At 66.4% G+C, this 24,064-nt stretch carries 22 protein-coding genes and 1 pseudogene; 9 read left to right on the forward strand and 14 right to left on the reverse strand.

What is annotated here, in order from left to right:
- Positions 1–93 precede the first annotated feature (93 nt).
- The 4 genes from FQU96_RS32205 to FQU96_RS32220 all read right to left on the reverse strand — a co-directional run bounded on the left by FQU96_RS32205 (position 94) and on the right by FQU96_RS32220 (position 4,250).
- On the reverse strand, positions 94–1,620 hold the full coding sequence (locus FQU96_RS32205) for an acyl-CoA carboxylase subunit beta (protein WP_146545499.1): 1,527 nt from the start codon (positions 1,618–1,620) through the stop codon (positions 94–96).
- A gap of 1 nt (position 1,621) precedes the next feature.
- Positions 1,622–1,990, reverse strand: a complete 369-nt coding sequence (locus FQU96_RS32210; protein ID WP_146545500.1) for a DUF6285 domain-containing protein — start codon at positions 1,988–1,990, stop codon at positions 1,622–1,624.
- A 120-nt stretch (positions 1,991–2,110) separates the two neighbouring features.
- Positions 2,111–3,106 carry a phosphotransferase family protein gene (locus tag FQU96_RS32215; protein WP_218574960.1) on the reverse strand — a complete coding sequence of 332 codons (996 nt, stop codon included), beginning with the start codon at positions 3,104–3,106 and terminating at the stop codon, positions 2,111–2,113.
- Positions 3,107–3,248: 142 nt separating this feature from the next.
- The gene (locus FQU96_RS32220) at positions 3,249–4,250 is read right to left on the reverse strand and encodes a hypothetical protein (protein ID WP_146545501.1); all 1,002 of its coding nucleotides are present in this window, start codon (positions 4,248–4,250) and stop codon (positions 3,249–3,251) included.
- Between the two features lie 372 nt (positions 4,251–4,622).
- Between FQU96_RS32220 and FQU96_RS32225 the strand changes: the two genes are divergently transcribed.
- Both FQU96_RS32225 and FQU96_RS32230 read left to right on the forward strand, forming a co-directional pair.
- Complete coding sequence (locus tag FQU96_RS32225; RefSeq protein ID WP_146545502.1) at positions 4,623–5,747, forward strand: acyl-CoA dehydrogenase family protein; 1,125 nt, start codon at positions 4,623–4,625, stop codon at positions 5,745–5,747.
- 150 nt (positions 5,748–5,897) lie between these two features.
- Positions 5,898–7,121, forward strand: coding sequence for an acyl-CoA dehydrogenase family protein (locus FQU96_RS32230; protein WP_146545503.1), 1,224 nt, complete (start codon positions 5,898–5,900; stop codon positions 7,119–7,121).
- Positions 7,122–7,860: 739 nt separating this feature from the next.
- Here FQU96_RS32230 and FQU96_RS32235 read toward each other — a convergent pair.
- On the reverse strand, positions 7,861–8,340 hold the full coding sequence (locus tag FQU96_RS32235) for a CinA family protein (RefSeq protein WP_146545504.1): 480 nt from the start codon (positions 8,338–8,340) through the stop codon (positions 7,861–7,863).
- 154 nt (positions 8,341–8,494) lie between these two features.
- A complete protein-coding gene (locus tag FQU96_RS32240; protein WP_218574961.1) occupies positions 8,495–8,857 on the reverse strand; it encodes a DOPA 4,5-dioxygenase family protein in 363 nt (120 codons plus the stop codon).
- A 576-nt stretch (positions 8,858–9,433) separates the two neighbouring features.
- Here FQU96_RS32240 and FQU96_RS32245 point away from each other — a divergent pair.
- Positions 9,434–11,914 carry a class I SAM-dependent DNA methyltransferase gene (locus FQU96_RS32245; protein ID WP_178130835.1) on the forward strand — a complete coding sequence of 827 codons (2,481 nt, stop codon included), beginning with the start codon at positions 9,434–9,436 and terminating at the stop codon, positions 11,912–11,914.
- 75 nt (positions 11,915–11,989) lie between these two features.
- On the opposite strand, the gene FQU96_RS42320 is transcribed toward FQU96_RS32245, so the two are convergent.
- A complete protein-coding gene (locus tag FQU96_RS42320; RefSeq protein WP_178130836.1) occupies positions 11,990–12,157 on the reverse strand; it encodes a hypothetical protein in 168 nt (55 codons plus the stop codon).
- A gap of 39 nt (positions 12,158–12,196) precedes the next feature.
- The gene (locus FQU96_RS32250) at positions 12,197–13,510 is read right to left on the reverse strand and encodes an MFS transporter (RefSeq protein ID WP_146545507.1); all 1,314 of its coding nucleotides are present in this window, start codon (positions 13,508–13,510) and stop codon (positions 12,197–12,199) included.
- 424 nt (positions 13,511–13,934) lie between these two features.
- Between FQU96_RS32250 and FQU96_RS43195 the strand changes: the two are divergent.
- From FQU96_RS43195 to FQU96_RS32260, 3 genes and pseudogenes are all read left to right on the forward strand, one after another.
- Positions 13,935–14,150, forward strand: a pseudogene (locus FQU96_RS43195) (DUF4160 domain-containing protein); the annotation flags it as partial.
- Between the two features lie 48 nt (positions 14,151–14,198).
- Positions 14,199–14,630 (forward strand): DUF2442 domain-containing protein, encoded by a 432-nt coding sequence (locus FQU96_RS43200; protein ID WP_218574968.1) that lies wholly within the window; start codon positions 14,199–14,201, stop codon positions 14,628–14,630.
- Between the two features lie 151 nt (positions 14,631–14,781).
- Positions 14,782–15,117: a hypothetical protein gene (locus FQU96_RS32260; protein WP_146545509.1), complete on the forward strand. Its 336-nt coding sequence runs from the start codon at positions 14,782–14,784 to the stop codon at positions 15,115–15,117.
- Between the two features lie 40 nt (positions 15,118–15,157).
- On the opposite strand, the gene FQU96_RS32265 is transcribed toward FQU96_RS32260, so the two are convergent.
- The 6 genes from FQU96_RS32265 to FQU96_RS32290 form a co-directional block, all read right to left on the reverse strand.
- Positions 15,158–15,709, reverse strand: coding sequence for a hypothetical protein (locus FQU96_RS32265; protein WP_146545510.1), 552 nt, complete (start codon positions 15,707–15,709; stop codon positions 15,158–15,160).
- A 255-nt stretch (positions 15,710–15,964) separates the two neighbouring features.
- A complete protein-coding gene (locus FQU96_RS32270; protein ID WP_146545511.1) occupies positions 15,965–16,486 on the reverse strand; it encodes a hypothetical protein in 522 nt (173 codons plus the stop codon).
- Between the two features lie 141 nt (positions 16,487–16,627).
- A complete protein-coding gene (locus FQU96_RS32275; RefSeq protein WP_255468674.1) occupies positions 16,628–17,191 on the reverse strand; it encodes an RNA polymerase sigma factor in 564 nt (187 codons plus the stop codon).
- Positions 17,188–17,499, reverse strand: a complete 312-nt coding sequence (locus FQU96_RS32280) for a hypothetical protein (RefSeq protein WP_146545512.1) — start codon at positions 17,497–17,499, stop codon at positions 17,188–17,190. Before FQU96_RS32280 ends, FQU96_RS32275 begins: the two co-directional genes overlap by 4 nt.
- A gap of 563 nt (positions 17,500–18,062) precedes the next feature.
- Positions 18,063–18,872, reverse strand: a complete 810-nt coding sequence (locus tag FQU96_RS32285) for an SDR family NAD(P)-dependent oxidoreductase (protein WP_146545513.1) — start codon at positions 18,870–18,872, stop codon at positions 18,063–18,065.
- Between the two features lie 292 nt (positions 18,873–19,164).
- Positions 19,165–20,028 carry an oxaloacetate decarboxylase gene (locus tag FQU96_RS32290; protein ID WP_146545514.1) on the reverse strand — a complete coding sequence of 288 codons (864 nt, stop codon included), beginning with the start codon at positions 20,026–20,028 and terminating at the stop codon, positions 19,165–19,167.
- Between the two features lie 153 nt (positions 20,029–20,181).
- On the opposite strand from FQU96_RS32290, the gene FQU96_RS32295 reads away from it, so the two are divergent.
- The 3 genes from FQU96_RS32295 to FQU96_RS32305 all read left to right on the forward strand — a co-directional run bounded on the left by FQU96_RS32295 (position 20,182) and on the right by FQU96_RS32305 (position 23,988).
- A complete protein-coding gene (locus FQU96_RS32295) occupies positions 20,182–20,946 on the forward strand; it encodes an alpha/beta fold hydrolase (RefSeq protein ID WP_146545515.1) in 765 nt (254 codons plus the stop codon).
- A 341-nt stretch (positions 20,947–21,287) separates the two neighbouring features.
- A complete protein-coding gene (locus FQU96_RS32300) occupies positions 21,288–22,718 on the forward strand; it encodes an MFS transporter (protein WP_146545516.1) in 1,431 nt (476 codons plus the stop codon).
- Between the two features lie 79 nt (positions 22,719–22,797).
- A complete protein-coding gene (locus FQU96_RS32305; protein ID WP_146545517.1) occupies positions 22,798–23,988 on the forward strand; it encodes an acyl-CoA dehydrogenase family protein in 1,191 nt (396 codons plus the stop codon).
- The last annotated feature ends 76 nt before the right edge of the window (positions 23,989–24,064 follow it).

Consider the following 24,064-nt stretch of genomic DNA (forward strand, 5'->3'; position numbering starts at 1 on the left):
GAGAAAACTGTTACCCATGTGGTGAGCACAAACTGTTACCCATGTTGCGGCTGAAGACCTTCGGCCACCTCCCCCACTGCGTGGGGGAGGGAACTACATCGGTTCGATGAATCGTTTGCGGGTGGTGCGTGGCGGCGGGGGTGGGACGGTGGCGAGCGTGTTCAGCAGGATCGCGCGGGTGTCGGCGGGGTCGATCACGTCGTCGTAGAGGAAACGGGCGGCGGCCTCGGTGGCGGTGTTCTTGCGTTTCAGGTCGTCGGTCAGGTGCTTGTGCTGCTTCGCGCGCTCGGCCTCGTCGGCGATGGCATCGAGCTCGCGGCGGTAGATGATGTTGACGGCGCCTTCCAGTCCCATGCCGCCGAACTCGGCGGTGGGCCACGCCAGCAGGATCGCGGGATCGAGCGGTTGCGAGCCCATGATGTAGTAACCCAGCCCATAGGCCTTGCGCAGCACCACCGTCATCACCGGTACCGTGGCATTGGCGAGCGCCGCCAGTACCCGCGCGCTGCGCCGTACCAGGCCGGTCTTCTCGACGTCGGGACCCACCATCAGGCCCGGCGTGTCGCACAGCAGCAGCATGGGGATGTCGAAGGCATCGCAGATCTGGATGAAGCGCGCTGCCTTCTCCGACGCCGGGCTGTCGATGGCGCCGGCCAGGAACATCGGCTGGTTGGCCACCACGCCCACCGGCCGGCCGCCCAGCCGGATGAACGACGTCACGACGGCGCGCCCGAACGACGGCTTCAGCTCCAGCACGCTGCCGACATCGGCCAAGCCCTCGATCACCTTGCGCACGTTGTAGGCGCGCTTGGGGTTGTCGGGCACGATGTCGCGCAGCTTGGCGGCATCAGGCGCGTCGCCGGCCGGGCCGGGTCCGCCGAAATAGCCGAGATACTTCTTTGCCGCCGCGATCGCTTCGGCTTCGTCCTCGACCAGCACGTCGATCACGCCCGAGGCGACATGCACCGAGGCCGGCCCGATTTCTTCCGGCGTCAGCTTCACGCCCAGCGCCGCCTCGACCAGCGGCGGGCCGGCCATGCCCATGGCGGAATCCTTGGTGGCGATCAGCACGTCGCACATGCCGGCGAGGTTGGCGTGACCGGCGAAGGCGCGGCCGGGCAGGATGCCGATGGTGGGCACCAGGCCCGAGAGACGCGCGAACACCACGAACGTGGGCGTCGAGCCGCGGCCTTCCACCTTCATGTCGTGCGGCCGCGCGCCGCCGCCGTCGAGCCAGCAGATCACCGGCAGGCGATGCTTCTCGGCATGCGCGAACATGCGACTGGACTTGGCGTGGTTGATGGTGCTCTGCGTGCCGGCATAGACGGTGTAGTCGTAGAACAGCAGGTCGACCGAACGGCCGTCGATGCGGCCCGTGCCCATCACGATGCCGTCGGCGGCGCCGTCCATGCCCGCCACCGCCGGCCGCGCCAAGCCGCCATACTCGACGAACGACTCGGCATCGAGCAGCGCGGCGAGACTCTCGCGCGCCGTCCAGCGGCCGCGCTTGCGCTGCTGCGCCACCGCCGCGGGGCGCGCATCGTCGAGCCGCTCGGCACGCGCGCGCAGCGCCAGATCGAGGTCGGCACGCAGCGGCTTGCTCTCGGGATGATCAGGCATGTCAGCTCCGTTGATGTGTCGGATCGAGGCGGTCCGGCCGCACGATCGTCATCTTGTCGACCACCTGCGACAGCACCAGCGCCATGGTGTCGGTCCAGCGATCGTCGAGCCGGCCGGCGCGGATGTCGGCGGCCAGCCGGCGGTTGAGGTCGGCGAGCGTGCCGTCGGTGCCGAGGAAGGCCGCGAGTCGCGCTTGTTCGGCGGCATCGAGCGTCGGCGCCAGGCGCGCCTCGCGTTCGCCGATCGCCAGCAGGTAGGACGCGAGCTGCATCTGGTAGCGCGAGGCGCCGTCGGGCGCCGCGCTGCTGGCGTCGAGGAACGCGCGTACGGTCGACAGGATGTCGTCCAGCGTCGGGCGGTCCTGGCTCATGGGGTTTTCCTGGGAGCGCGGGCGTCCCCGCCCGCATCGGCGCGGCAGCGCCGAGGATAAGCGCCCTCTGTGTGGTCGCTTCGTCGAATGCGGGCGGGACGCCCGCGCTCCCAGGGGAACTCAATCATAGCGTCCGTCCATCGTCATCAGCAGGTCGTATTCGATCATGCTGGTGTTGCGGCCGCAGGCGGCGAAAGTCATCGAGCGGCGGCCGCCGAAGACGTGGCCATGCGCCTGCATCACGTTCAGGATCGCCCAGCGCACCAAGCCGAAGATCTCCCAGTAGCGCAGCGCCTCGACATCGATGCGCGTGCCGCCGGCCGCTTCATAGGCATCCAGCAGGTCGGCGCGCGCGCCGAAGCCGCCGACCGGCTGCGCGACGCGGCCGAAGCGCCAGGAGCGCGTGCACAGCCAGCCGAGATCCTCGGCGCCGGCACCGAGATGGCTGCACTCCCAGTCGAGCACCGCGGCGATGCCGCCCGCACCGACGATGAAGTTGCCGGTGCGCAGGTCGCCGTGCAGGAAGCGGCGCGGTCCCGATGGCGGCCGGTGCCGTTCGAGCCAGCGCAGGCCGAGTTCGATCGCGGGATGCGCTTCGTCGTAGCTGTCGAGCCGCGCGCGCTGCGCGGTGATGGGATCGTCGCTGTCGGCGTAGCGTTCGAGGAAGGCCACCTCGGCCGGGTCGATCGCATGCAGGGCGGCGAAGATGCGGCCGGCCTGCGCCGCCAGCCTGGGGCGGATGTCGGCGAAGGCGGCATCGCCCAGGATGCGGTTGGGCATGGTCTCGCCGGCAACGAAGGCGGTGACGAAGCCATGGCCGCAGCCGTCGGCGTTCTCGAACGCGAACACCGGCTCGGGCACCGGGATGGCGTGGGCGAAGGCGACCTGCAGCAGGCGGAACTGGTCGGATGACGGCAGGAACGGGCTGTTGGGCGCGACGTAGGTCTCCTGGCGCGACGCCAGGCGCCGGCGCGCCGCGCCCTCGACGAGGTCGAACACCACCGTGCGGTTCGAACCGCCCAGGGTCGGCACGACGATGTTCTCCAGCCGTGCCGCGCCGCCGAAGCGGCGGCGCACGGCGTGGCGGATATCGTCGAAGGGGTCGGGTGCGTTCAATGGCGGTTCCTTACATCCTCCCCCAACGCAGTTGGGGGAGGTGGCCGAAGGCCGGAGGGGGATCCGACGTGGTTTTGGTAACTGAGACCACGTGGGATCCCTCCGCCCCTTCGGGGCACCTCCCCACTGCGTGGGGAGGAAACTACAGCGGGTATCCCACGGGCTGGCCGTCTTCGAGGCGCTCGATGTACTCGGTCATGCCGTAGCCCACCGCGCCGTCCCAGGTGAAGCGGGTGAAGCCCTCGCCGATGCGCGACACCAGCACCGCATCGTCGACCTTGCGGCGGTTGCGCAGCGGCGCCAGCGACAGGATCTCGGCGTCGATCTGTGCCGCGCGCTTGGTCGTGCGCACGCCCAGCCGCACGCGCGCCGGATCCTGGCGCGCCGTCCAGTCGGTCAGCACGTCGAGGTCGGCGACTTCTTCGTACTGGCCGTCGACCAGCAGCACGCCGACGCGGCGCGCGTGGCCGCTGCGGTCGGCGATCTTCAGCAGCATCAGCGCGCGGCCGTCGTCGAAGTTGGCGATGAACAGGCGATAGTAGTGGATCACCTGCCAGTAGCGCGGCCCCCAGGAGTGATCGCGCCAGCCGGCGCCGTCGATCGTCCACGACTGGTCGCCCACGGTGATCGCACCCTTCACCGTGGTGTGCTGGTTGAAGTGGCCGCGCGAGAAGTCGCGGCCGTACATGGTGGGCACATCCGCCGATGTCGGCTCGCCGCCATGCATCGGCGCGTGGCCCGTGTGCTCCCAGCGCACCGAGCCCGGCACTTTCGTGGCGCGCGCGAACATCGTCTCGGGCGTGCGCAGCACCTGGGGATCATCCAGCACCATCAGCTCGCCGTCGTAGCGCATGTCGACGCGGCGGAACGGATCGACGACGTCATAGCGCAGGCCGCCGGCATCGAAGCGGTCGTTGGCCGTGATCGGCGGTCGCGCGAACTGGCAGGCGATGCGGCCGTCGGGCAGGTAGAGGCATACCGAGAGCTCGGCGTAACCCTCGTTGACGCGGTTGCCCAGGCGCATCCAGCCGCCGACGCGCTGCGCCGGATCGAAGGCGTTGGTGTAGACGCTCTCGTTGAAGTTCGCCGAGGTATCGGGCTGATGCGAATACTCGTCCTTGGGCTCGAGGCGAAACGCGTCCACAGGAAATCCTCCCGACGATTGTTGTGACCATCTGTTGCGCCGACCGTAGCAGGCATTTTTCTGCATCACGAGGGTCGCACTTTCATTCCTCCCCCAACGAAGTTGGGGGAGGTGCCCGTTTCGGTACTTCGACGCCGCTTGCGTCGAAGTACCTGAGCCGGAGGGGGAGCTGTGGTGATCTTGGTAACGAAGACCACGTCGCATCCCCCTCCGCCCTTCGGGCACCTCCCCCACTGCGTGGGGGAGGGAATACGTTCGCAGTGCGGCATGACCGCATGCCGGAAGGAGGGTCCGCTGGTCACTAGGCACGACCGGCCATCTGGGCCATCGTAGGCGGTGGAAACGCTCCCCCGATCTGCGCAGGACAACACGATGAATTTCGATTTCTCCGACGACCAGAAGATGCTGAAGGATCAGGTGCGCAAGTTCCTGACCGACAAGTGCCCGACAACGGTGGTGCGCCGCGTGCTCAATGGCGACGAGACGCACGCCGCCGAGGTGTGGGCCGGCATGGCCGAGCTCGGCCTGATGGGCACCGCGATTCCCGAGGCCTATGGCGGCACCGGACTGGGGGCGCTGGAGCTGTGCGTGATCGCCGAGGAACTGGGCCGCGCCTGCGCGCCGGTGCCGTTCTCGTCGTCGGTCTATCTCGTCACCGAGGCGATCAAGCGCTGGGGCACGGAAGCGCAGAAGAAGGCGTGGCTGCCCAAGCTCGCCGACGGCTCGGCCATCGGTACGCTCGCCACGTCGGAAGGCCCGCAGCCGGTCTCGCCCAAGGCGGTGCGCGTGGCGTTCGCCGACGGCAAGGTCACCGGCACCAAGGTGCCGGTGGCGGACGGCGAGGCGGCCACCGTGGCGGTGGTGCTGGTGAATAGCGGCGGCACCGGCGTGCGTGCGCTGTCGCTGGCGCTGGTCGATCTGGGCGGCGAGGGCGTGACCCGCACGCGCGTATCGACCGTCGATCCGGCGCGCAAGCATGCCCAGATCGCGTTCGACGGCGCGGCGGCCGAACTGCTGGGCGGCAAGGGCAAGGGCTGGCAGAACCTGAACGATCTCTATGACGGTGCTGCGGTGCTGTTCGCCTTCGAGCAGATCGGCGGCGCCGAGGCGGCGATGTGGATGGGCCGCGACTATGCCCTGCAGCGCCAGGCGTTCGGCCGCGTCATCGGCTCGTACCAGGCGATCAAGCACAAGCTGGCCGACATCTACGTGAAGACGGAGCTGGCGCGCTCGAACGCCTACTATGGCGCCATGATGTACGCCGAGGGCGGCGCCGACCTGCCGATCGCGGCGGCGGCGGCGCGCGTGGCGGCCACCGATGCGTACGACTTCGCCGCCAAGGAGAACATCCAGACCCATGGCGGCATCGGCTTCACCTGGGAGGCTGACACGCAGTTCCACTACCGCCGCTCGCGGCTCTTGGCGCTCGCCATCGGCGGCCCGACGGCGTGGAAGGACAAGCTGGTGACCCGGCTGGAACGCAAGAACGCGGCTTAATTTCCCTCCCCCACGACAGTGGGGGAGGTGGCCGAAGGCCGGAGGGGGACCTGTGGTGATCTCTGTAACTGAGACCACGTTGGGTCCCCTCCGCCCCTTCGGGGCACCTCCCCACTGCGTGGGGAGGATCATAAAAGAGGAACCCCATCCATGGACTTCAACGATACCCCCGAAGAGGCCGCGTTCCGCCAGCAGGTGCGCACGTGGCTCGATGCCAACGCCACGCGCAAGAGCGAGGACAAGACCTCGATCCGCGCCCGCGTCGATGACGTGGAGCTCTTGAAGAAGGCCAAGGTCTGGCAGGACAAGAAGGCGCAGGCCGGCTACGCGCGCATCACCTGGCCCAAGGAGTATGGCGGCCTGGACGGCACGCCGATCCAGCAGGTGATCTACAGCCAGGAGGAAGCGAACTACCTGGTGCCGCTGGGCTTCTTCGACATCGGGCTGGGCATGTGCATTCCCACCCTGATGGCCTATTGCGGGCCCGAGCACCTGCAGCGCTACGTGAAGCCGGCGCTGCATGGCGAGGAGGTGTGGTGCCAGCTGTTCTCCGAGCCGGCGGCTGGCTCCGACGTCGCCGGCATCCGCACGCGCGCCGAGCGCGACGGCGATGACTGGGTGATCAACGGCCAGAAGGTGTGGACCTCGGGCGCGCACTACAGCGACTACGGCATCATCATCACGCGCACCGATCCCAGCGTGCCCAAGCACCAGGGCCTCACCATGTTCTACCTGAGCATGAAGAGCCCCGGCGTCGAGGCGCGGCCGATCCGGCAGATCTCCGGCGCCGCCAACTTCAACGAGGTGTTCTTCACCAACGTGCGCATCCCCGACAGCCAGCGCGTGGGCAAGGTGGGCGACGGCTGGAAGGTGGCGCTGACCACGCTCATGAACGAGCGCCTGGCGGTGGGCACGCCGGCTGGCGGCGTCGACGTCGACGAGCTGCTGGAGCTGGCGCGCGACACCGAGCTGGAGGACGGCCCGGCGATCCGCAACGCCAGCGTGCGCAACAAGATCGCCGAGTGGTACGTGCAGTCCCAAGGGTTGAAGTACACCAAGTTCCGCACCTTGACCTCGCTGTCGAAGGGCCAGCAGCCGGGACCGGAATCCTCGATCGCCAAGATCGTGGCGGCGCCCAAGATGCAGGACCTCGGCGCGTTTGCGATGGAGCTGATGGGCCAGGCCGGCATCATGACCAAGGACGTGCCCGGTGCCGGCGCCTTTCAGCAGCAGTGGATCGGCGGCGCCGGCTTCCGCATCGCCGGCGGCACCGACGAGATCCTGCGCAACATCGTGGCCGAGCGCGTGCTGGGCCTGCCGCAGGACATCCGCGTCGACAAGGACATCCCCTTCAACCAGATGGGCAAGAAGTAACGCCCTCCCCCATCGCAGATGGGGGAGGTGCCCGCAGGGCGGAGGGGGACCCGACGGAGTCTCAGTTACCAGGACCACGTCGGGTCCCCTCTGCCCCTTCGAGGCACCTCCCCACTGCGTGGGGAGGAACACAATACGGGTAGCGGAAATTGCCGAAACCCCGTGTCGCGCGAGCGGTGACAGAAGCGACAGAAACGCCTGATGGCTGCGATTCCAAGGCGTGAGCAGGTTTCCCTGACCTGACAGAAACGCGACAGAAAGCGACAGAAAGCCCCCCGGCGTTCCCTCTGCGAGACGCAGAAGGGGTTGCGGCAATTGCGGAAACCCGTGCAGCGGTTCTGTTGCGGTAGCGTTGGATCATCGAACATGTCTGCCACGACAAAAGGCCTGCCGAATCGGGGATGCGGCAGCGGATCATTCTGTGTGCCTGTGACGGCGGCGACCGAAACGCCCGTTCAGCCCGGCGGCGGCTTTGCCCCCTGACGCGGGGCCCACGAAACGCCCGATGCCTCCGGCGGCGAGTAAGCGAACCTGTGGCCACTTACAGCGCAGGCTGCGGCGCCGACAAGAGTCCAAAAATCGACATCGCAGAAATATTTTCGCGACGCCTCCCTCCCCCAACGAAGTTGGGGGAGGTGCCCGAAGGGCGGAGGGGGAGCCGTGGTGATCTCGATAACGAAGACCTCGTCGGGTCCCCCTCCGGCCTTCGGCCACCTCCCCCACTGCGTGGGGGAGGGATCTACGCCAGGCTCTGCTCCAGCAGCTCCAGCGCCGCGGCGGCGAACGCGCGCATGTTGCCGATGCGATCGGCCTGCCCGGTCTCGATGGTGATCGCCTTCTCCACCGGTCCCGCGATGGCGATGCACGCATGCCCCGCGGCATCGCCGTAGCGGTTGCCGCTGGGCCCGCTGGCGCCGGTCTCGGCCAGGCCCCAGGTGGCGTCCAGCCGCGCCCGGATGGTGCGCGCCATCAGCAGTGCATAGGCCTCGGTGGCCGAGCGCAGGCCCTGGCGTGCCTCGGGCGGGATTGACAGCAGCACGTCGCCGCCGATCCGCGTGTAGACCACGGCGCCGCTGATGTAATAGGCCGACGCGCCCGGCACCGAAAGGAGCGCCGCCGACAGCAGCCCGCCGATCGAGGACTCCGAGACCGCAATCGTCTCGCCGCGCACCTTCAGTCGCGCACCGATCCGCTCGGCCTGGGGGAGGAGGGTTTGCATGGGAACTACTCCTGACAGCTTATCCTCCCCACGCAGTGGGGAGGTGCCCCGAAGGGGCGGAGGGGAGCCGACGTGGTCTCAGTTATCTATACCACGTGGGGGTCCCCCTCCGGCCTTCGGCCACCTCCCCCACAGCGTGGGGGAGGGATGAACGTCACGACCCACCGCGCAGCGCATCGAGGTTCAGCGCAATATAGTCCCCCATCCACATCGCACGGTCGCGATGATCGGTGAGCGCATCACCGGTGTTGGGATGCGTGAACACCACCAGGTCGCCGCGGTTGAGCGCCAGCCACGACACGATCTCGGTAAAGCGCTCCGGCTTGAACGCGACCTGATAGCTCCAGCGCGGATGCGGCCCGACCGGCCGCTCGTGGAAGCGCCCCATCTCCATCGCGCAGTCGAAGCGCTTCAAGATTGCCTCGCGCAGCGCCCAGGCCGCGTCGCGGCTAGCGGCATCGAAGTAGACGTGCGAATGCCAGCTCTCGATGGTGCCAACGTCCGTGTGGTCGGTCACGTGACTCTCCATATCCGTCGTTGTACCGAGCGTACCGCCGACGCATGGAACAGGTCCACTACGTCGATGCGCCGTCGCTTTTCACCACGAATGGCTGGTGCCTTGCGGCACCGGTCATCAAGTGCTTCAGCTCGGGCGGCTCCTGGAAAGTCGCCCCTTCGCGCCAGTTGTAGAGGTGCCAGTACACTTCCAGCAGCCTGCCGGTGGGAAGCGCACGATCAGCGAGCCATCGGCGGCGGCTCGATCCGCTGCAGCGGTGAAACAGATACTCGCGTGCCGACGGCGCGCTGCCGCCCGAACCGCCAGACGATATTGCGCGGCTCCGAAGGAATCCTCAGCAGATCGAGAAAAGTTCGATGAATTTGGTCGTCTGCGACTCACCATCTGTGGCAGAATCGACAAATGGCGACACCTTTAGAACCTCTGACTCTCACTTGCCCCATTCGGGGCTTGTTAAAGCCAAGGAAACGCAAAGGCTCAGATCTAAGCACGCTAGAAGAGCGTCACAGGATCGATGCAATCCGATACCTCCTATCACTCGGGTACGATCCTAAGAGGATCAAGATCGAAGCTGTCGTGGCCAAGTTTGGGCACGGCGGGAAGAATAGCTTTCGGTGTGATTTGGCAGTCCTCGACATTGACGCTGCTCTGATCGATATGTCGAGTGCAACCGCGGTTGCCGACGTGTTGAAGCACGCCGTCATTCTCGCGGAGATCAAGCGCGACGACAGCAATGCTGACTACGTCCGGACAACTCAAGTTGAGCCGTTGCTGAGATTCGCAACGCGCATAGATACGATGGGGTTGTTTTGGGATGGCGTCACGCCGAGGGTATTCTGGAAAGAATACGATGGGCAGCAGACAACAATTCGCAGTGGCCCGCTCGCATTGCTGCCAAGACCTGGGAAGCTTATCAAGGCTAAGGCACTAACCTACGAAGATCTAAGGCCACCAGAGTCCCTCCTGGACGTTTTCTCTCGAGTTGAAGATGTCCTGCATGCTGCCTCTATTTCACTCGAAGAGCGCTATGAGGTGTTGCTTCAGCTCATACTCGCGAAAATTTACGATGAACATCAAGGAGAGGGATCGCCGAAAGATCCGCTCGCATTCCAAGATTTCGAAGCAGTCGGAACTTCGGACAAGCAGGCCTCACTTGACTTGAACGCCGCGCTTTCTTCCGCGGTTGGGTTTTACAGCGCCCACTTGCCGAAGGCCATTGACGACCGGTTTCGCGTCAAGAATGACGCTCTCGCGAGGTGCGGAGAGATCATGGCCTCGCACCTGATGACCGCGGCGAACAAAGAAGTCATTCAAACCTTCTACATGAAGTTTGCGAAGGACCTCTATCGTTGGGACCTTGCGCAATACTTCACGCCACCCACGGTGACAGACTTCATTGTTGAAGTCTTAAATCCGGTAGCGGGCGAAGTTGTTAAGGACCCAGCGTGTGGAAGCGCTGACTTTCTTGTTGCTACCTTTCATCGGAGCCGTGCGAAGAAGATCAGGAACGCAGCGGATATGACCTTTGGTGCTGACAATGATGCTAAGGCTGTCCAGATCGCGGTCTTGAACATGCTACTGAATGGCGATGGCAAGACCAATATCAAAGAGGAAGACTCTCTTAGCGCAGTTGCAAAGAATCGCGAGCGGTCGATTCAGGACAAGCAGTTTCGGCCGCAACAATTCCACGCAATGGTTTGCAATCCACCGTTTGGACTCAAGATCGTCGAAAAGCGGCGATCTGTTCTGCAATGGTTTGATCTTGGTCATCTGTGGACTCGGGACAAGATCACCGGGGTCTATAAACAGCTAACAGACATCCTCGATCAGCAAGAAAAGGGTTTGTTGTTCGCAGAAGTGTGCGTTCGCGAAGCGCGCGCCGGTGGCCGGATAGCAATCATTCTTCCGAATGGATATCTCGGTAATAGGTCCGAACGCTACGTCGCCTTTCGCGAGTGGCTGCTGCGGCATTGTCGAGTTGTCTCCATTTGTGGTTTCCCAAGATTCACGTTCAAGACTTCCGGCGCCGATGTCAGCGCAAGCGTGGTGTACCTGGAGAAACGAGAGAAGCCGCTAGCCGACAGTTCGGCCGATACTGGTTACATGTTCAATGTCGAGTTGATTGAGAATGTTGGTTGGAGTGTAGGCGACAAGAATGCCCTGCCTCAATTTGTTCGCTCCGAGACTGATGGAAGCTTTTTTGTAGGTGAAGATGGCCGTAAGGTGATTCGTTCTGACTTTGAGGCCGTGCTCGCTGACCTTCGCAGCAGCCCTGCAGTCTCGCATTTTGGATGGCTGACTAGAGGGCTAAACTTGCCGCCCGCTGGTGGTACTCCACTTGGTTGGGCAAAAGCGATTTCTGTTGTAACGGGTGACCGACATAAAACTCTCGATCCCAAAAGACACTCACGCAAATATGCGGCTCTCATCGGAGACATCGCTAAGCAAGATCATGTACACCTGACAGATCTGTTCGACGTTCTGCCTCAAGGTAAATCATCCGATAGCAAGGTAGTAAATCGCGTTATTGATGCTGAGTACCATTATGTTGATATCGACAACATTGGTGCAGGCGAGTATCGGACTTCGACAATGCGAGGTTGGCAGTTGCCTCAACGAGCCAAACATTTCGCCGAAGCGATGGAGGTGTACGTCGGCTCCATTTGGAGCAGTGTTTCCAAGTGGTGTCTCATCGGAGAAAATCCGTTGCCGAATACTGTTGTAACCAACGGATGCCATCGCTTGCGACTGAAGCCCGGCAAGAAGGAGCATCTTTTAGATGCCTGCGTTTTCTTCTGCTCTGAGGCTTACACCACCCAAATGAGGGCTCTTGCGCGTGGCTCGGATGGCCTCGCGGAAATTCATGAGGACGATCTACAGCTAGTCCTTGTCCCGCTAATCAAAGATCAGGATGCACGTGCTAAACTGCAGCCGTTCGTTGAGGGACTAGTGGCTGGGCAATCAACGCTGAAGGGAACTGTGACCAACCTCTTAGCGCAACGGGGCCTTAAGCTTCCGACTCCCGCCGCCCGTTCCCATCATTCCGTGCTAGTCTGAGTCTAAAGTCCAACTGCTTGCGGGGATTGCATGTGAGGCAGTCAGTTCACGGGCCATCTCGACATTCGCCTTCCTTCAAGTCGCGAGGCGGGTGGCCGGTGCGCCGTCCAGCGTGAAGCGCATCTCGTCGCGCACCATGCCGAGCTCGGGCTCGCCGGTGCGCACCAGGCCGCTGCGGCGCTGGCCCTCGGGCAGGCGGTCGAACTCTCTCTGAGGGTCGACTGGCGCGGGCGCCAGCGGCAATGTGGCCCTGCTTTCATCCGTCGAGCGCCCGTGATCGCGTCAGGAGGGCGCGCCACCTGTCGGTGGGCGGGCCGTGGCGGGTTCCGCTGCCGCCCGTGACGCCAGCACGATGCAGACCGCGGCGGCTGCCATCAGAAGGCCGATCACGATCAACGGAATTCCGTAGGCGCCGGTGAGGTCGTGGATGACGCCGACCGCCTGCGGCCCGACATAGCCCGAAATGTTGCCGAGCGAATTGATGATGGCGATGCCGCCGGCCACGGCAGCGGTCCCCAGCCATTCGGTCGGCAGGTTCCAGAAGCAGGGCAGCGCCGAGGCGATGCCGAAGGCCGCCACGCAGAAGCTCGCGATCGCCGCCACGGGACTGACGGCGAGCGTGAGGCCGGCGCCCAGCAAGCCGATCGCGGCCAGCAGGCAGGGACCCGCCACGTGCCAGGTCCGCTCGCCCGTGCGGTCGGAGTTGCGCGACAGCACGACCATGCCGATGACACCGAACACGCCGGGAATGGCGCTGAGATAGGCGACGGTCAGGTCGCCATAGCCCATCGTCTTCATCATCAGCGGCATGAAGAAGCTGGTGCCGTAGACGCCGAACGCGATCAGGGTATAGCCCAGGATCAGCAGCAGCATGGCGGGGCTGACGATGGCCTTGCCCAGGCCAAGCGTCTGGCTCTTGAGCTGCGCGCTCTCGGCGTCCAGGCGGGCGCGCAACCAGGCCTTCTGGTCGGGGCTCAGCCACGTCGCGTCCTGCGGCCGGTCGCGGATCACGCGCGGGCAGGCGATCGCCAGCAGGCAGGCGGGAATGCCTTCGATCAGGAACATCCATTGCCAGCCCGAGAGGCCATGCCAGCCGTGCAGGCGCAGCAGGTTGCCCGAGATCGGGCCGCCGATCACGTTGGCGGCGGCGCCGAAGGCATAGAAGACGCCCATCGCCTTGCTGCGATGGCCGGACGGGAACCAGCGGGTCATGAACCAGGCGACACCGGGAAAGAACCCCGCTTCGGCGATGCCGAGCAGGAAGCGCATGACCACGAAGCTGGTGGCGTCGGTGACGAAGGCGGTACCGGCCGAGCAGGCGCCCCAGACGAACATGATAATGGTGAGCCAGCGCCGCGCGCCGATGCGCATCAGGATCGCGTTGGCCGGGAACTGGAACAGCACGTAGCTCCAGAAGAAGGCGCCGGCCGCCAGGCCATAGGCCGTCGCCGCCAGGCCGAGCTCCTGGTTCATGGTCAGCGCCGCAATCGAGACGTTGAAGCGATCGAGCGCGTTGATCAGGTAGCCGAGGCTGAGAAAGGGCAGCAATCGCCACGCGATCTTGCGCATGACGGTGTCTTCGATGTCCGCTGTCATGGGGCTTTCCTCCTGACGCCGTTACTCTCGAACAGCTGCCGGGAACAATGGTCCCGCGATGTCGGGCGGGCCATGTGCGCCCAAGAGGGATGGTGACTTGCCGAAATTGCACGGCGGCGGTGGTGTATCGGCCGACTTTGTGTCGGCTTGCCGGGATTTCAGGACGACCGAACCGTGCCACCCGATCTCGGCGCACCGTCTGCCGAGACGCTCGCGGGCGGAATGATTTTGAGCCGCTCAGAGGGTCGGCAGAGCGATGTTTCGCCGCGCGAGAATCGTCGACACGTCGTCTCTCGAGATTGTAACCATAGGTAGTACAAGTATGAGAATATTCTATGATATAGGCCTATATGGGCTTTGCGGCATAGGCAGGGACACGCGGCCAATCCTGCTTGAAAAACCCATCATGATAGGTTAGGTGCGGATGCCGACGGTTCATCGGGCGTATGGGCTGCGCTTCGTTGTCTATGTGGACGACCATCCGCCGGCACATGTCCACGTCGTGGGCGCAAGCGGCGAGGCGAAGATCGACCTGGGCGTAGAAGAAGGCCGGCCGTCCCTGCTGTGGGCCAGGGGGCTTGATCGAGCGACCCTGCGCAGGGCGATGTTGGAGGTGATGGCCCAGCGCGATCTGCTGCTTGCAGCGTGGCAGCGCATCCACGGACCGGTGCCCGAGGAGAGACACGTGATGAAGCGTGACTGGATCGATACGCAAATCGACGCGGCGATGAAGCGGGGCACCCGCAAATTCACTCGGGAGCCGCATGCCGTCAGTGCCCGCTATGACGCCCGCAGCGCCCGGGTCAAGGTGGAGCTCAGCAATGGTTGCACCTTCGCCTTTCCCGCCCGCGCCCTGCAGGGCTTGAGCGATGCCACGGACGGGCAGCTTGCGAAGATCGAGCTCTCGCCGCTCGGCGCCGGATTGCATTGGCCGTTGCTCGACGCCGACTTCACTGTCAGCGGGCTTCTGATGGGCATTTTCGGTACGCGAGCCTGGATGGCCAGGGAGATGGCCCGGCGGGCGGGCGCCACGTCCTCGCCGGCCAAGGCGGCGGCTGCGCGCCGCAATGGCCGAAAAGGGGGACGCCCGCGGAGGACACGGGGCGAGCGGGCGGCGTGAGCCGGAGCGCCCTCGGTGTTCCGGTGATGGTTATCCTGGAAGATCGCGCGCTGCGCTCGTCCCAGCAATGTCGTGCGAACGGCTGTGGAAAGAACAGCGGACCTGAAGTTCTCGGCCTAGGGGCGAGAGGGACTGGCGGAGGGCAGGCTCGATGGCCAGTGCAGATGCATATCTTGACGCCCGAGCGGAATTTGAGCGGCACAACGAGGACGTCAAGGCGCTCGCCAGCGTGCTTTCGCAAGTTGCGCGCGCCTTGGCGCAACGGCCCGGACATTTCAGTTTCACCAATTGCTCAGTGATGTTGCCGCCGCCAGCCAGTACGTGGCCATTCGCGGTCGGTGTGGACGCGAACGACTGGCGATCACCACAACAGATCCACGCGCTCCTGGCCAAATGGCACGAGGCGAGAAGCGCCATGATCAAGGCGTGGCAAGATCTTCCTGAGCACTGGCGGCGCGGCGTTCAGCCGCCGCCGACGGTCATGTGAGCCGTTCCTGGGCAAGTCGATCGGATGAAGAAAACCGGGTCTAGCTCTTCACCAGCGCAAACGACGCCATGAACCGCTCGATATCGGGCGAGGTCTTGCTGTCGGCCGGGCCGACGTAGATCATCTGGTACAGGATGTTGGCCTTGAGCACGGCCAGGATGCTCATGATGGAGTCGCCCTTCTCGATGACGAGGCGGATGGCGGGGGCGCCGTCCAGCGTGAAGCGCTTTTCGTCGCGCACCATGCCGAGCTCGGGCTCGCCGGTGCGCACCACCAGGCCGCTGCGGCGCTGGCCCTCGCGCAGGCGGTCGAACTCCTTCTGCGGGTCGGTGGGCGCGGCGCCGGCGGGATAGACGACGTGGCTGGCCATGAAGCTGCGCTGCTCCACCACGACGGTGGCGCTGTGGTAGCTCGCCGTGCCGGCCGCGGTCTTGGTCTCCTGCGAGCGCGCCGCGGGCGTGCCGGGCATGTCGATGCGGTAGCCGGCGGCGTCGGGCTTGTATTCGTGCCACTGCTGGGCGGCGGCGGCCAGCGGCCAGGTCAGCGCGGCGAGGGCGATCATCAGGGCGCGGGTGAGGGGGCGGCGGAGCATCAGGGAGACTCCGATGGTGCGGTGCCGATTGTCCTGGGCGTAGCGAAGGATCCGTCTGGCCGCCGGTTCGCACGGGTGGCAGTCGTGGCGCGCGGGGCGCCCTTTGGGGATCCCGTGCGGGTCGACGGTTTGACGGATCCTTCGCTTCGCTCTGGATGACAATGCGGGGGGCGTCGGGGTTCTGGTGAGAGGGACCGCGTGGGGTCCCCCTCCGCCCTTCGGGCACCTCCCCCACTGCGTGGGGGAGGGAAGAGGTTAGCTCTTCACGAGCTTGAACGAGGACATGAAGCGCTCGACGTCGGGGGGGAGGTCGCCGCCCTGGGGCTGGTGGTAGAGCGCCTGGTACATCATGTTGCCCTTCACCGCGATCAGCAGGTGGACGACCTGGCCGCTGCTCTCCAGCACCAGGCGGCGGGCCGGCGTGTCGCCGATGGTGAGGCGCTTCTCGCTCACCAGCTTGCCGTTCTTGAGCACGCCGTCGCGGGCGTTGTCGAGCGCCAGCTGCGGATCGGACGGCAGCGCGCCCGCCTGGTAGACGGCGTGGCTGGTGAGGTAGCCGCTCTTGCCCTGGGCGACGCGCGCCATGGTGACGGTGGCGTTGCCGGCCGGCGTCGGCTGCTCGCGGCTCTTCACGTCGGGCGTGCCGGGCAGCTCGATGCGGTAGCCGGCGCCGGCGGGCTTGTACTCCTGCCAGGACTGGGCGTGGGCCGGGAGGACGGCACACACGGCGGCGAGCGCGATGATGAGCGCCGACAGGAGATGCGGGATGCGGGGCATGGTGGGCTCCATTGTTTTCCTGTTGCCTCCTCATACGGTGGGGAGGCGCACCGTCCTGCGACGGGCTCGGGATGAGGGCGGCGGCGTCTCTGTCGCTGAAACCACGTCAGGTCCCCCTCCGCCCTTCGGGCACCTCCCCCACTACGTGGGGGAGGGATCGGACACCCGGCGCAGCTGGTCCCGCGCGCGCGAGAGGCGCGACATCACCGTGCCGACGGGGATGTTCAGCACCGCGGCGACCTCGCTGTAGGCCATGCCGTCGACGGCGACCAGCAGCAGCACCTCGCGCTGCACCGGCGACAGGCGGCCGACGGCGGCCAGCGTCTGGTTGGCGGCCAGGGTGTCGAACTGCGGCGCCGGCCAGGCCGGCTCGGGCACCTCGTCGATCGGCGCCTCCGGCGGCCGCGACGCGGCGCGGCGGCGGTGGTTGGCGTGCAGGTTGTGCATGATGGTGAACAGCCAGGCGCGCAGGTTGCCCGACGGCCGCCACAGGCGGGCGCGCGACAGCGCCCGCTCGGCGCAGTCCTGCAACAGGTCGTCGGCCGCCGTGGCGTCGCCGGTCAGCATGCGCGCATAGCGGCGCAGCGCCGGCAGGTGCTGCGGCAGCTGGTCGGCCACCGCGAGCGCCGGCGGCTGGTCGGTGTTGGCCGCCGCCGGCATGTCGCCGCCCGTCGGCAGGCCGAACGATACGCGGCTCACGCTCATGGGATCACCCGCCGCGCCGGCGACGTGATGCAGGCGTCGCCGGCGCCGTCGCGGCCGCGCGTGCCGGTGCACAGCATCTGGAAGAGCAGGGTGCCGCTCAGCAGGACCAGGGCGCCCATGACCTGGTCGTCGCGGTCGAAGGCCTGGCGCCAGGCCGGCATGTCGATGGTGCGCGGATCGTCGGCGACGGCGTCGGCGGCCACCGGCAGGTCGACGCGCTGGCCCTCGCCCGGTGAATCGCGCATGACCCAGCGCTGCGCCCACGCGGCACCGACGCCGATGTTCACGCCCAGCGACAACAGCAACATGACCCTCGCCCCGCGACTCACGACAACCCTCCTGCCTCGGCGTCTTCTGCCCGACGTCCCGTCGCTGCGTGGTGGCGCGCGGGATCGCCGTGGCGCGGCACATTGCCGAAAGGTGCGCGGGCCTCCCAATTTTCTCTTCTGATCGATTCGATAAGGGTTTCTTTGATTGTGAAGCACTTGGTGTGGAGCGCACTGCGCACCGTGTGAGCGCCGGGATTTTTCGCGCCGCATCGCGATATGCACACGCTTTTTCACGCGATCGCCGCCGCTGCTTCGTACAGGTGAAGGATGCCGTGCGCGCGGTGGCGCACCACGATGGTGGTAGCAGGGCGCAGGCGCGGGCGCCGCGCATAAGCCATGCGCCGCGGGGCGGGTGATCACATCTTTGTTAAGGCCTGGGAGCGCGGGCCTCCGGCCCGCATTTCATTCGCCGGTGCGTGCAGCCAAAGACAAGAGCGGGCGAGATCCTTCGGCAGGCTTAGGGCAGGCTGCCCGCGCTCCCAGGATCTCGCTGCGCTCGGGATGACAGTGCTTGGCGTGTGTGGCGGCTGGTACGCCCGGCGCTAGGTCCGCCGGGCGGCAGTGCCGGCGTTGATGCCGCCGTCGATCACCAGCTCGGCGCCGGTCATGTAGCTGGACAGGTCCGAGGCCAGGAACAGCACGCCGTTGGCGATGTCCTGCGCCGTGCCGGCGCGGCCCAGCGGCGCGCCGACCCGGGCGAGCTCGTGCGGGTCGATGGGCGCGTTGCGGCCGCCGCCCATGGCATTGGCCGGGATCTTGCCCCAGATCGGCGTCACGATGATGCCGGGGTGCACCGAGTTCACGCGGATGCCGTCGCCGGCGCCGGCGCATTCCATGGCGATCGACTTGGCGAACAAACGCACGGCGCCCTTGGTGGCGGAGTAACCGGCCAGGGTCGGCGAGCCGCGCAGGCCGGCCAGCGAGGAGATCATGATGATCGAGCCGCCGCGCTGGCCCCGCCGCATCGCCGGGATGCAGTGCTTCACCGACAGGAAGACGCCGTCGATGTTGATGGCGGTCTGCCGCCGCCAGTCGGCCATGGGCATGTCGACGATGGTCTGGGCCGAGACGCCGATGCCGGCGTTGGCCACCATGATGTCGAGCCGGCCGTAGCGCTGCTCGGTCTCGGCAATGATCTCGGGCCAGCGCGCCTCGTCGGTGACGTCCTGGTGCAGGAAGACGGCCTCGCCGCCGGCCGCCTTGATGCGCGCGACCAGGTCGCGGCCGCCGGCCTCGTCGATGTCGGTGGCCACCACCCTGGCGCCCTCGCGCGCCAGGGTCTCGGCGCAGGCGGCACCGATGCCGGAGGCACCGCCGGTGACGATGGCGACGCGGTTGTCGAGCAATCCCATATGCGTCTCTCCCTAGAGAAATAAGAAGAAGAGGAAGATTCACCACAGAGGCACAGAGGACACAGAGGAACACAGAGTAGGGCGATGGCGCACGTCGGGCGTGCGCAACGACTGTTCTCTGTGTCTCTTTTTCGTCTCCGCGACCGTCGCGCGGTTATCGAACTGTCCCACGTGCTTCTCTCTAGTAGGGCGATGGCGCACGCTGGTTGTTCGTAACGACTGTTCTCTGTGTTCCTCTGTGTTCTCTGTGCCTCTGTGGTGAATCTTCTCTTCCTTTTCTTCTTCCACGACCTTAACCCACGCCGAGGAATTCTTTTGTCCACCGCGCATAGTCGGCGTCGCGGGTGACGCGCTTCATCAGGTCTGCCGAGGCGATGTTGGCGAGCTTGCCGGGCGGCGTGCCGTCGCGCAGGGCCTTGAGCGTATCGTGCACGGCCTGTACCGCGGCCATGATCGGCTGGTGGCCCTGCAGGCTGATGCGCACCTTGTGGGCGGCGAGCCAGTCGCGGTCGGTGAGGTCGCCGGCGGCGCCGCCCAGGATCAGCGGGATCCCGATCGCGCCCGCCACGGCCTCGATCTGGGCTCGGCTCCTGGCGCCGACCAGGAACATCGCATCGACACCGGCGGCCTCGTAGGCACGGGCGCGCGCGATGGTGTCGTCGACCGAGGTGATGGCGAGCGCGCTGGTGCGGCCGACCACCACCAGGCCGGGATCCTGGCGGCCTGATAGCGCCGCCTTCATCTTGCCGATGCCCTCGTCGATCGAGACCAGCGCCGGTTTGGCCGCGCCATGGGGCTGCGGCAGCACGGTGTCCTCGATGGTGAGCGCGGCGACGCCCGCGGTCTCCAGTTCCTCGACCGTGCGCTTGACGTTGAGCGCGTTGCCGTAGCCGTGGTCGGCATCGACCAGCAGCGGCAGGTTGCCGGCGCGGTTGATGCGCAGGGCCTGGGCCGCGAACTCCGACAGGGTGATCACGATCAGGTCGGGCGCGCCCAGCACGGTCAGCGACGCCGTCGAGCCCGCGAACATGCCGACCTCGAAGCCGATATCCTCGGCGATGCGCGCCGACAGCGGATCGAACACCGAGCCGGGATGCACGCAGCGATCGCCGGCAAGGACAGCACGAAAGCGCCGGCGACGGTCGGTCCAGTTCATACGACGTCCTCCTCCCCAACCGCGTTGGGGGAGGGAGCTTATGTCATGACGTGCGCGCTGCGCACCTGTGCCGTGCTGCCATGCGGAAGGCGCGGCGTGACGGTGGTGGTGCAGGTCGTCTATCGTTTCCAAGGACAACAAAGGAAACCATCCATGCCCAAGCTCGACCGTGATGGCGTGCAGATCCACTACGAGGTTCATGGCGCCGGGCCGGCGATCCTGCTGAGCCACGGCTACAGCGCCACGTGCCGCATGTGGGACGGGCAGATCGCGGCGCTGAAGGATGATTACAAGGTCATCGTGTGGGACATGCGCGGGCACGGCGAGTCGGACTATCCCCGCGACCCCAAGGCCTATTCCGAGGCGCTGACCGTGGCCGACATGGCGGCGCTGCTGAAGGCGTGCGGCGAGAAGGCGGCGATCATCGGCGGCCTGTCGCTGGGCGGCTACATGTCGCTCGCCTTCAACGCCACGCATCCCGACATGACGCGGGCGCTGATGCTGTTCGACACCGGGCCGGGCTTCAAGAGCGACGAGGCGCGGGCGCAGTGGAACGCCACCGCGCGCAAGCGGGCCGACGACCTCGAGGCGCGCGGGCTCGATGCGCTGGGCACCAGCGACGAGGTGCGGCTGGGCCAGCATCGCTCGGCCGACGGCCTGGCGGGCGCGGCGCGCGGCATGCTGGCGCAGGCCGACGACCGCGTGATCCGCTCGCTCGAGGGGATCAAGGTACCGACCCTGGTGCTGGTGGGCTCGGAGGACAAGAACTTCCTCGCCGCGACAGACTACATGGCGAAGAAAATTCCGCGCACGATGAAAGCCACGATCGACGGCGCCGGCCACGCCGCCAACCTGCACAAGCCGACCGCCTTCAACGCCGCGGTGACGACGTTCCTGGGTGGGCTGATCACCGCGTGAAGGTCCCGGCGGTGTGGGGTGCGTCAATCACACCGACGGACATGTGCGCAACGAAGAGTTCACCACAGAGGCACAGAGGACACAGAGAAGGCATAGAGATGAGAGGAATGGCGCGCCTTCGGCGCGCGCGAGGATCACTCTCTGTGTCTCCTCTGTGTTCTCTGTGCCTCTGTGGTAAATCTTTCTTCTCTCTCACCACGACAGCAACGCGCATGGCTGTGTTGCGCCCGGGCTGTTCTTCGACGGGGCGGACGCGCCTACGGTTTCGCTTCGGCAGGTGAACGCACGCACGTCATGACGATCGATCGCGGCGGGCCGGCCGGAGGAAACGGAGCGGCCCCATGTTCGAGGTGCTGGACCGGCAGACGGCGCTGACCGCCAACCAGAAGAAGATCGTGTTCGCCGCCATCGTCGGCAGTGCGCTGGAATTCTTCGACTACTTCCTGATCGGCTTCGTGCTGGCCTTCATCATCGGGCCGTGGCAGCTCACCTACGGCATGTCGGCGGTGATCCTGCTGTCGTCGGGCGTCGGCGCCATGATCGGCGCCATGGTCTGGGGCTGGATGGCCGACCGCATCGGGCGGCGCAAGGTGTTCATCGCCACGGTGCTGAACTTCTCGCTGGCCACCGGGCTCTTGTACTTTACGCCGGAGAACGGCTGGATCTACCTCACCATCATGCGCTTCTTCGTCGGCTTCGGCGTCGGCGGTCTCTATTGCGTCGACCTGCCGCTGGTGCAGGAGTTCGTGCCGTCGTCCAAGCGCGGCCTGGTGAGCGGGCTGGTGACCGTGTTCATCCCCATCGGGGTCGGCATCGGCGCGCTGATGGCGGGCTACCTGACGCCGATGATCGGCTGGCAGGGGCTGTTCGCCATCGGCGTGCTGCCGGCGTTCCTCACCCTGCTGGTGCGCATCTGGGTGCCGGAGTCGCCGCGCTGGCTGGCGCGCATGGGCCGCCATGACGAGGCCCGCACGTCGCTTGCCTGGGCGCTGCAGGTCGATCCCCAGAGCCTGCCGCTGCCGACGGCGCGCGATGTCGATGTGCGGCCCACCGTGTGGCTCGAGCTCTTCAAGCACCCGCGCAGCCTGGTGGTGTCGTGGCTGGGCAATCTCGGGGCGCAGACCGGCGTCTACGGCGTCACCCTGTGGGCGCCGACCCTGTTCGTGGCGCTGCTCAAGATCCCGCCGGCCGAGGCGGCGAAGATGGTGTTCGTCATGACCGTGGGCGGCATGCTGGGCCGCATCGGCTTTTCGTATTTCTCCGAGCGCCTCGGACGGCGGGTGTCGGGCGGCCTGCTGGGCTTCGGTGCCTGCGCGCTCCTGATCCTGGCCGGCATCTTCCACGACGCGTTCCTGGCCGGCATCTCGGTGTACTGGCTGCTGCTGATCGCCGCCACGTTCTTCGCCGACGGCGGCTTCGCGGTCGTCGGCCCCTACGCGGCCGAGGTGTGGCCGGCGCACCTGCGCACCTCGGGCATGGGCTCGGCCTACGGCTTCGGCGGCCTGGGCAAGATCATCGGCCCGCTGGGCCTGGCGCTGATCATCGGCGCCTCGGACGTCTTGAAGCCGGGCGCGCCGGTGGCCAACATCGTGCCGGCGTTCATCTATCTCGGCAGCTGGTTCGCAATGGCGGGCGCGGTGTATCTTTTCCTCGGCATCGAGACCAAGGGCCGCTCGATCGAGGAGATCGACCGGTCGCTGGGTGATGATTCCTCCCCACGTAGTGGGGAGGTGCCCCGAAGGGGCGGAGGGGAGGCAACGTGGTCTTCGTAACCGAGACCACGTCGGGTCCCCCTCCGGCCTGCGGCCACCTCCCCCAACTGTGTTGGGGGAGGGAGAGTAGGAGGGCGCGGTGACACTCGACAGCCTGGAGCGGGCGGCGGCCGACTATGTGGCGCGGGCCGAGGCACTGGCGCCCAAGATTGAGGCGCTGGCCGACGACATCGAGCGCACGCGGCGCCTGCCGCCCGACCTCGTGGCCGACCTGCATGCCGCCGGCATGTTCCGCCTGCTGCTGCCGCAGTCGCAGAAGGGGGCCGAGATCGACCCGCTGACGTTCTTCCGCGTCATCGAGACCATCGCCAAGGCCGATGCCAGCGTCGCCTGGTGCCTGGGCCAGGCGGCGGGCTGCGCCATGCACGCGGCCTATCTCGACCCGCCGGTGGCGTGGAAGATCTTCGGCAGCGATCCGCAGGCGGTGTTGGCCTGGGGGCCGGGCCCGAAGGTGAAGGCCGTCGCCGTCGACGGCGGTTATCGCGTCACCGGCACCTGGAGCTTCGCCAGCGGCTGCCGGCATGCGACGTGGCTCGGCGCGCACTGCCCGATCTTCGAGGCCGACGGCACGCGCCGCCTGGATGCCGACGGGCAGCCGGCCGAGCGCACCATGCTGGTGCCGGCCGACGCGGTGACGTGGACCGACATCTGGGACGTGATCGGCCTGCGCGGCACCGCCAGCGACGCCTTCAGCCTCGACGATCACTTCGTGCGCCACGACCACGCGGTGATCCGCGACTTCCAGCGCGAGTGCCGCGAGCCGGGGCCGCTCTACCGGCTGTCGGCGATGGCGATGTACGAACTGGCGTTTTCAGGCGTGGCGCTGGGCATCGCGCGCACCGCGCTCGACGCCTTCATCGACATGGCGCGCAACAAGGTGCCGCGCGGCATGAAGAGCCCGATCCGCGACAACGCCGTGGTACAATCCAACATGGCGCAGGCCGAGGTGCGGGTGCGCGCCGCGCGGCTCTACCTGCTGCACGTCTACGAGGAGATCTGGAAAGCGGTGTCGGCGCCGGGTGGCACGTTCACGCTCGACCAGCGCATCACCGTGCGCATGGCCTCCACGCACGCCATCCACCAGGCCCGCGATGCGGTCGACGTCGTCTACAATGCCGCCGGCGCCTCGGCGATCTTCGCCGGCCACCCGATGGAGCGCCGCTTCCGCGACGTGCACACCGTGACGCAGCAGCTGCAGGGCCGCCTGTCGCACTTCGAGACCGTCGGCGCCTATATCCTGGGTGCCGATCCGGACCTGACGTTCGTTTGAAGAGGAAAGAGAAGAAGATTCACCACAGAGGCACAGAGACACAGAGGAACACAGAGAAGAAGAAATCGCGCGCCTG

Source organism: Reyranella sp. CPCC 100927 (assembly GCF_007859315.1).
In the GTDB taxonomy this organism is placed as follows: Bacteria; Pseudomonadota; Alphaproteobacteria; order Reyranellales; family Reyranellaceae; genus Vineibacter.

Coding starts and splice junctions, on each gene's coding strand:
- FQU96_RS32275 (WP_255468674.1), bottom strand. CDS start 17,191: ATGAGCGTGAGCCGCGTATCGTTCGGCCTGCCGACGGGCGGCGACATG.
- FQU96_RS32300 (WP_146545516.1), top strand. CDS start 21,288: ATGTTCGAGGTGCTGGACCGGCAGACGGCGCTGACCGCCAACCAGAAG.
- FQU96_RS32285 (WP_146545513.1), bottom strand. CDS start 18,872: ATGGGATTGCTCGACAACCGCGTCGCCATCGTCACCGGCGGTGCCTCC.
- FQU96_RS32230 (WP_146545503.1), top strand. CDS start 5,898: ATGGACTTCAACGATACCCCCGAAGAGGCCGCGTTCCGCCAGCAGGTG.
- FQU96_RS32235 (WP_146545504.1), bottom strand. CDS start 8,340: ATGCAAACCCTCCTCCCCCAGGCCGAGCGGATCGGTGCGCGACTGAAG.
- FQU96_RS32290 (WP_146545514.1), bottom strand. CDS start 20,028: ATGAACTGGACCGACCGTCGCCGGCGCTTTCGTGCTGTCCTTGCCGGC.
- FQU96_RS32265 (WP_146545510.1), bottom strand. CDS start 15,709: ATGCTCCGCCGCCCCCTCACCCGCGCCCTGATGATCGCCCTCGCCGCG.
- FQU96_RS32295 (WP_146545515.1), top strand. CDS start 20,182: ATGCCCAAGCTCGACCGTGATGGCGTGCAGATCCACTACGAGGTTCAT.
- FQU96_RS32225 (WP_146545502.1), top strand. CDS start 4,623: ATGAATTTCGATTTCTCCGACGACCAGAAGATGCTGAAGGATCAGGTG.
- FQU96_RS32270 (WP_146545511.1), bottom strand. CDS start 16,486: ATGCCCCGCATCCCGCATCTCCTGTCGGCGCTCATCATCGCGCTCGCC.
- FQU96_RS43200 (WP_218574968.1), top strand. CDS start 14,199: ATGAAGCGTGACTGGATCGATACGCAAATCGACGCGGCGATGAAGCGG.
- FQU96_RS32260 (WP_146545509.1), top strand. CDS start 14,782: ATGGCCAGTGCAGATGCATATCTTGACGCCCGAGCGGAATTTGAGCGG.
- FQU96_RS32210 (WP_146545500.1), bottom strand. CDS start 1,990: ATGAGCCAGGACCGCCCGACGCTGGACGACATCCTGTCGACCGTACGC.
- FQU96_RS32205 (WP_146545499.1), bottom strand. CDS start 1,620: ATGCCTGATCATCCCGAGAGCAAGCCGCTGCGTGCCGACCTCGATCTG.
- FQU96_RS32280 (WP_146545512.1), bottom strand. CDS start 17,499: ATGTTGCTGTTGTCGCTGGGCGTGAACATCGGCGTCGGTGCCGCGTGG.
- FQU96_RS32250 (WP_146545507.1), bottom strand. CDS start 13,510: ATGACAGCGGACATCGAAGACACCGTCATGCGCAAGATCGCGTGGCGA.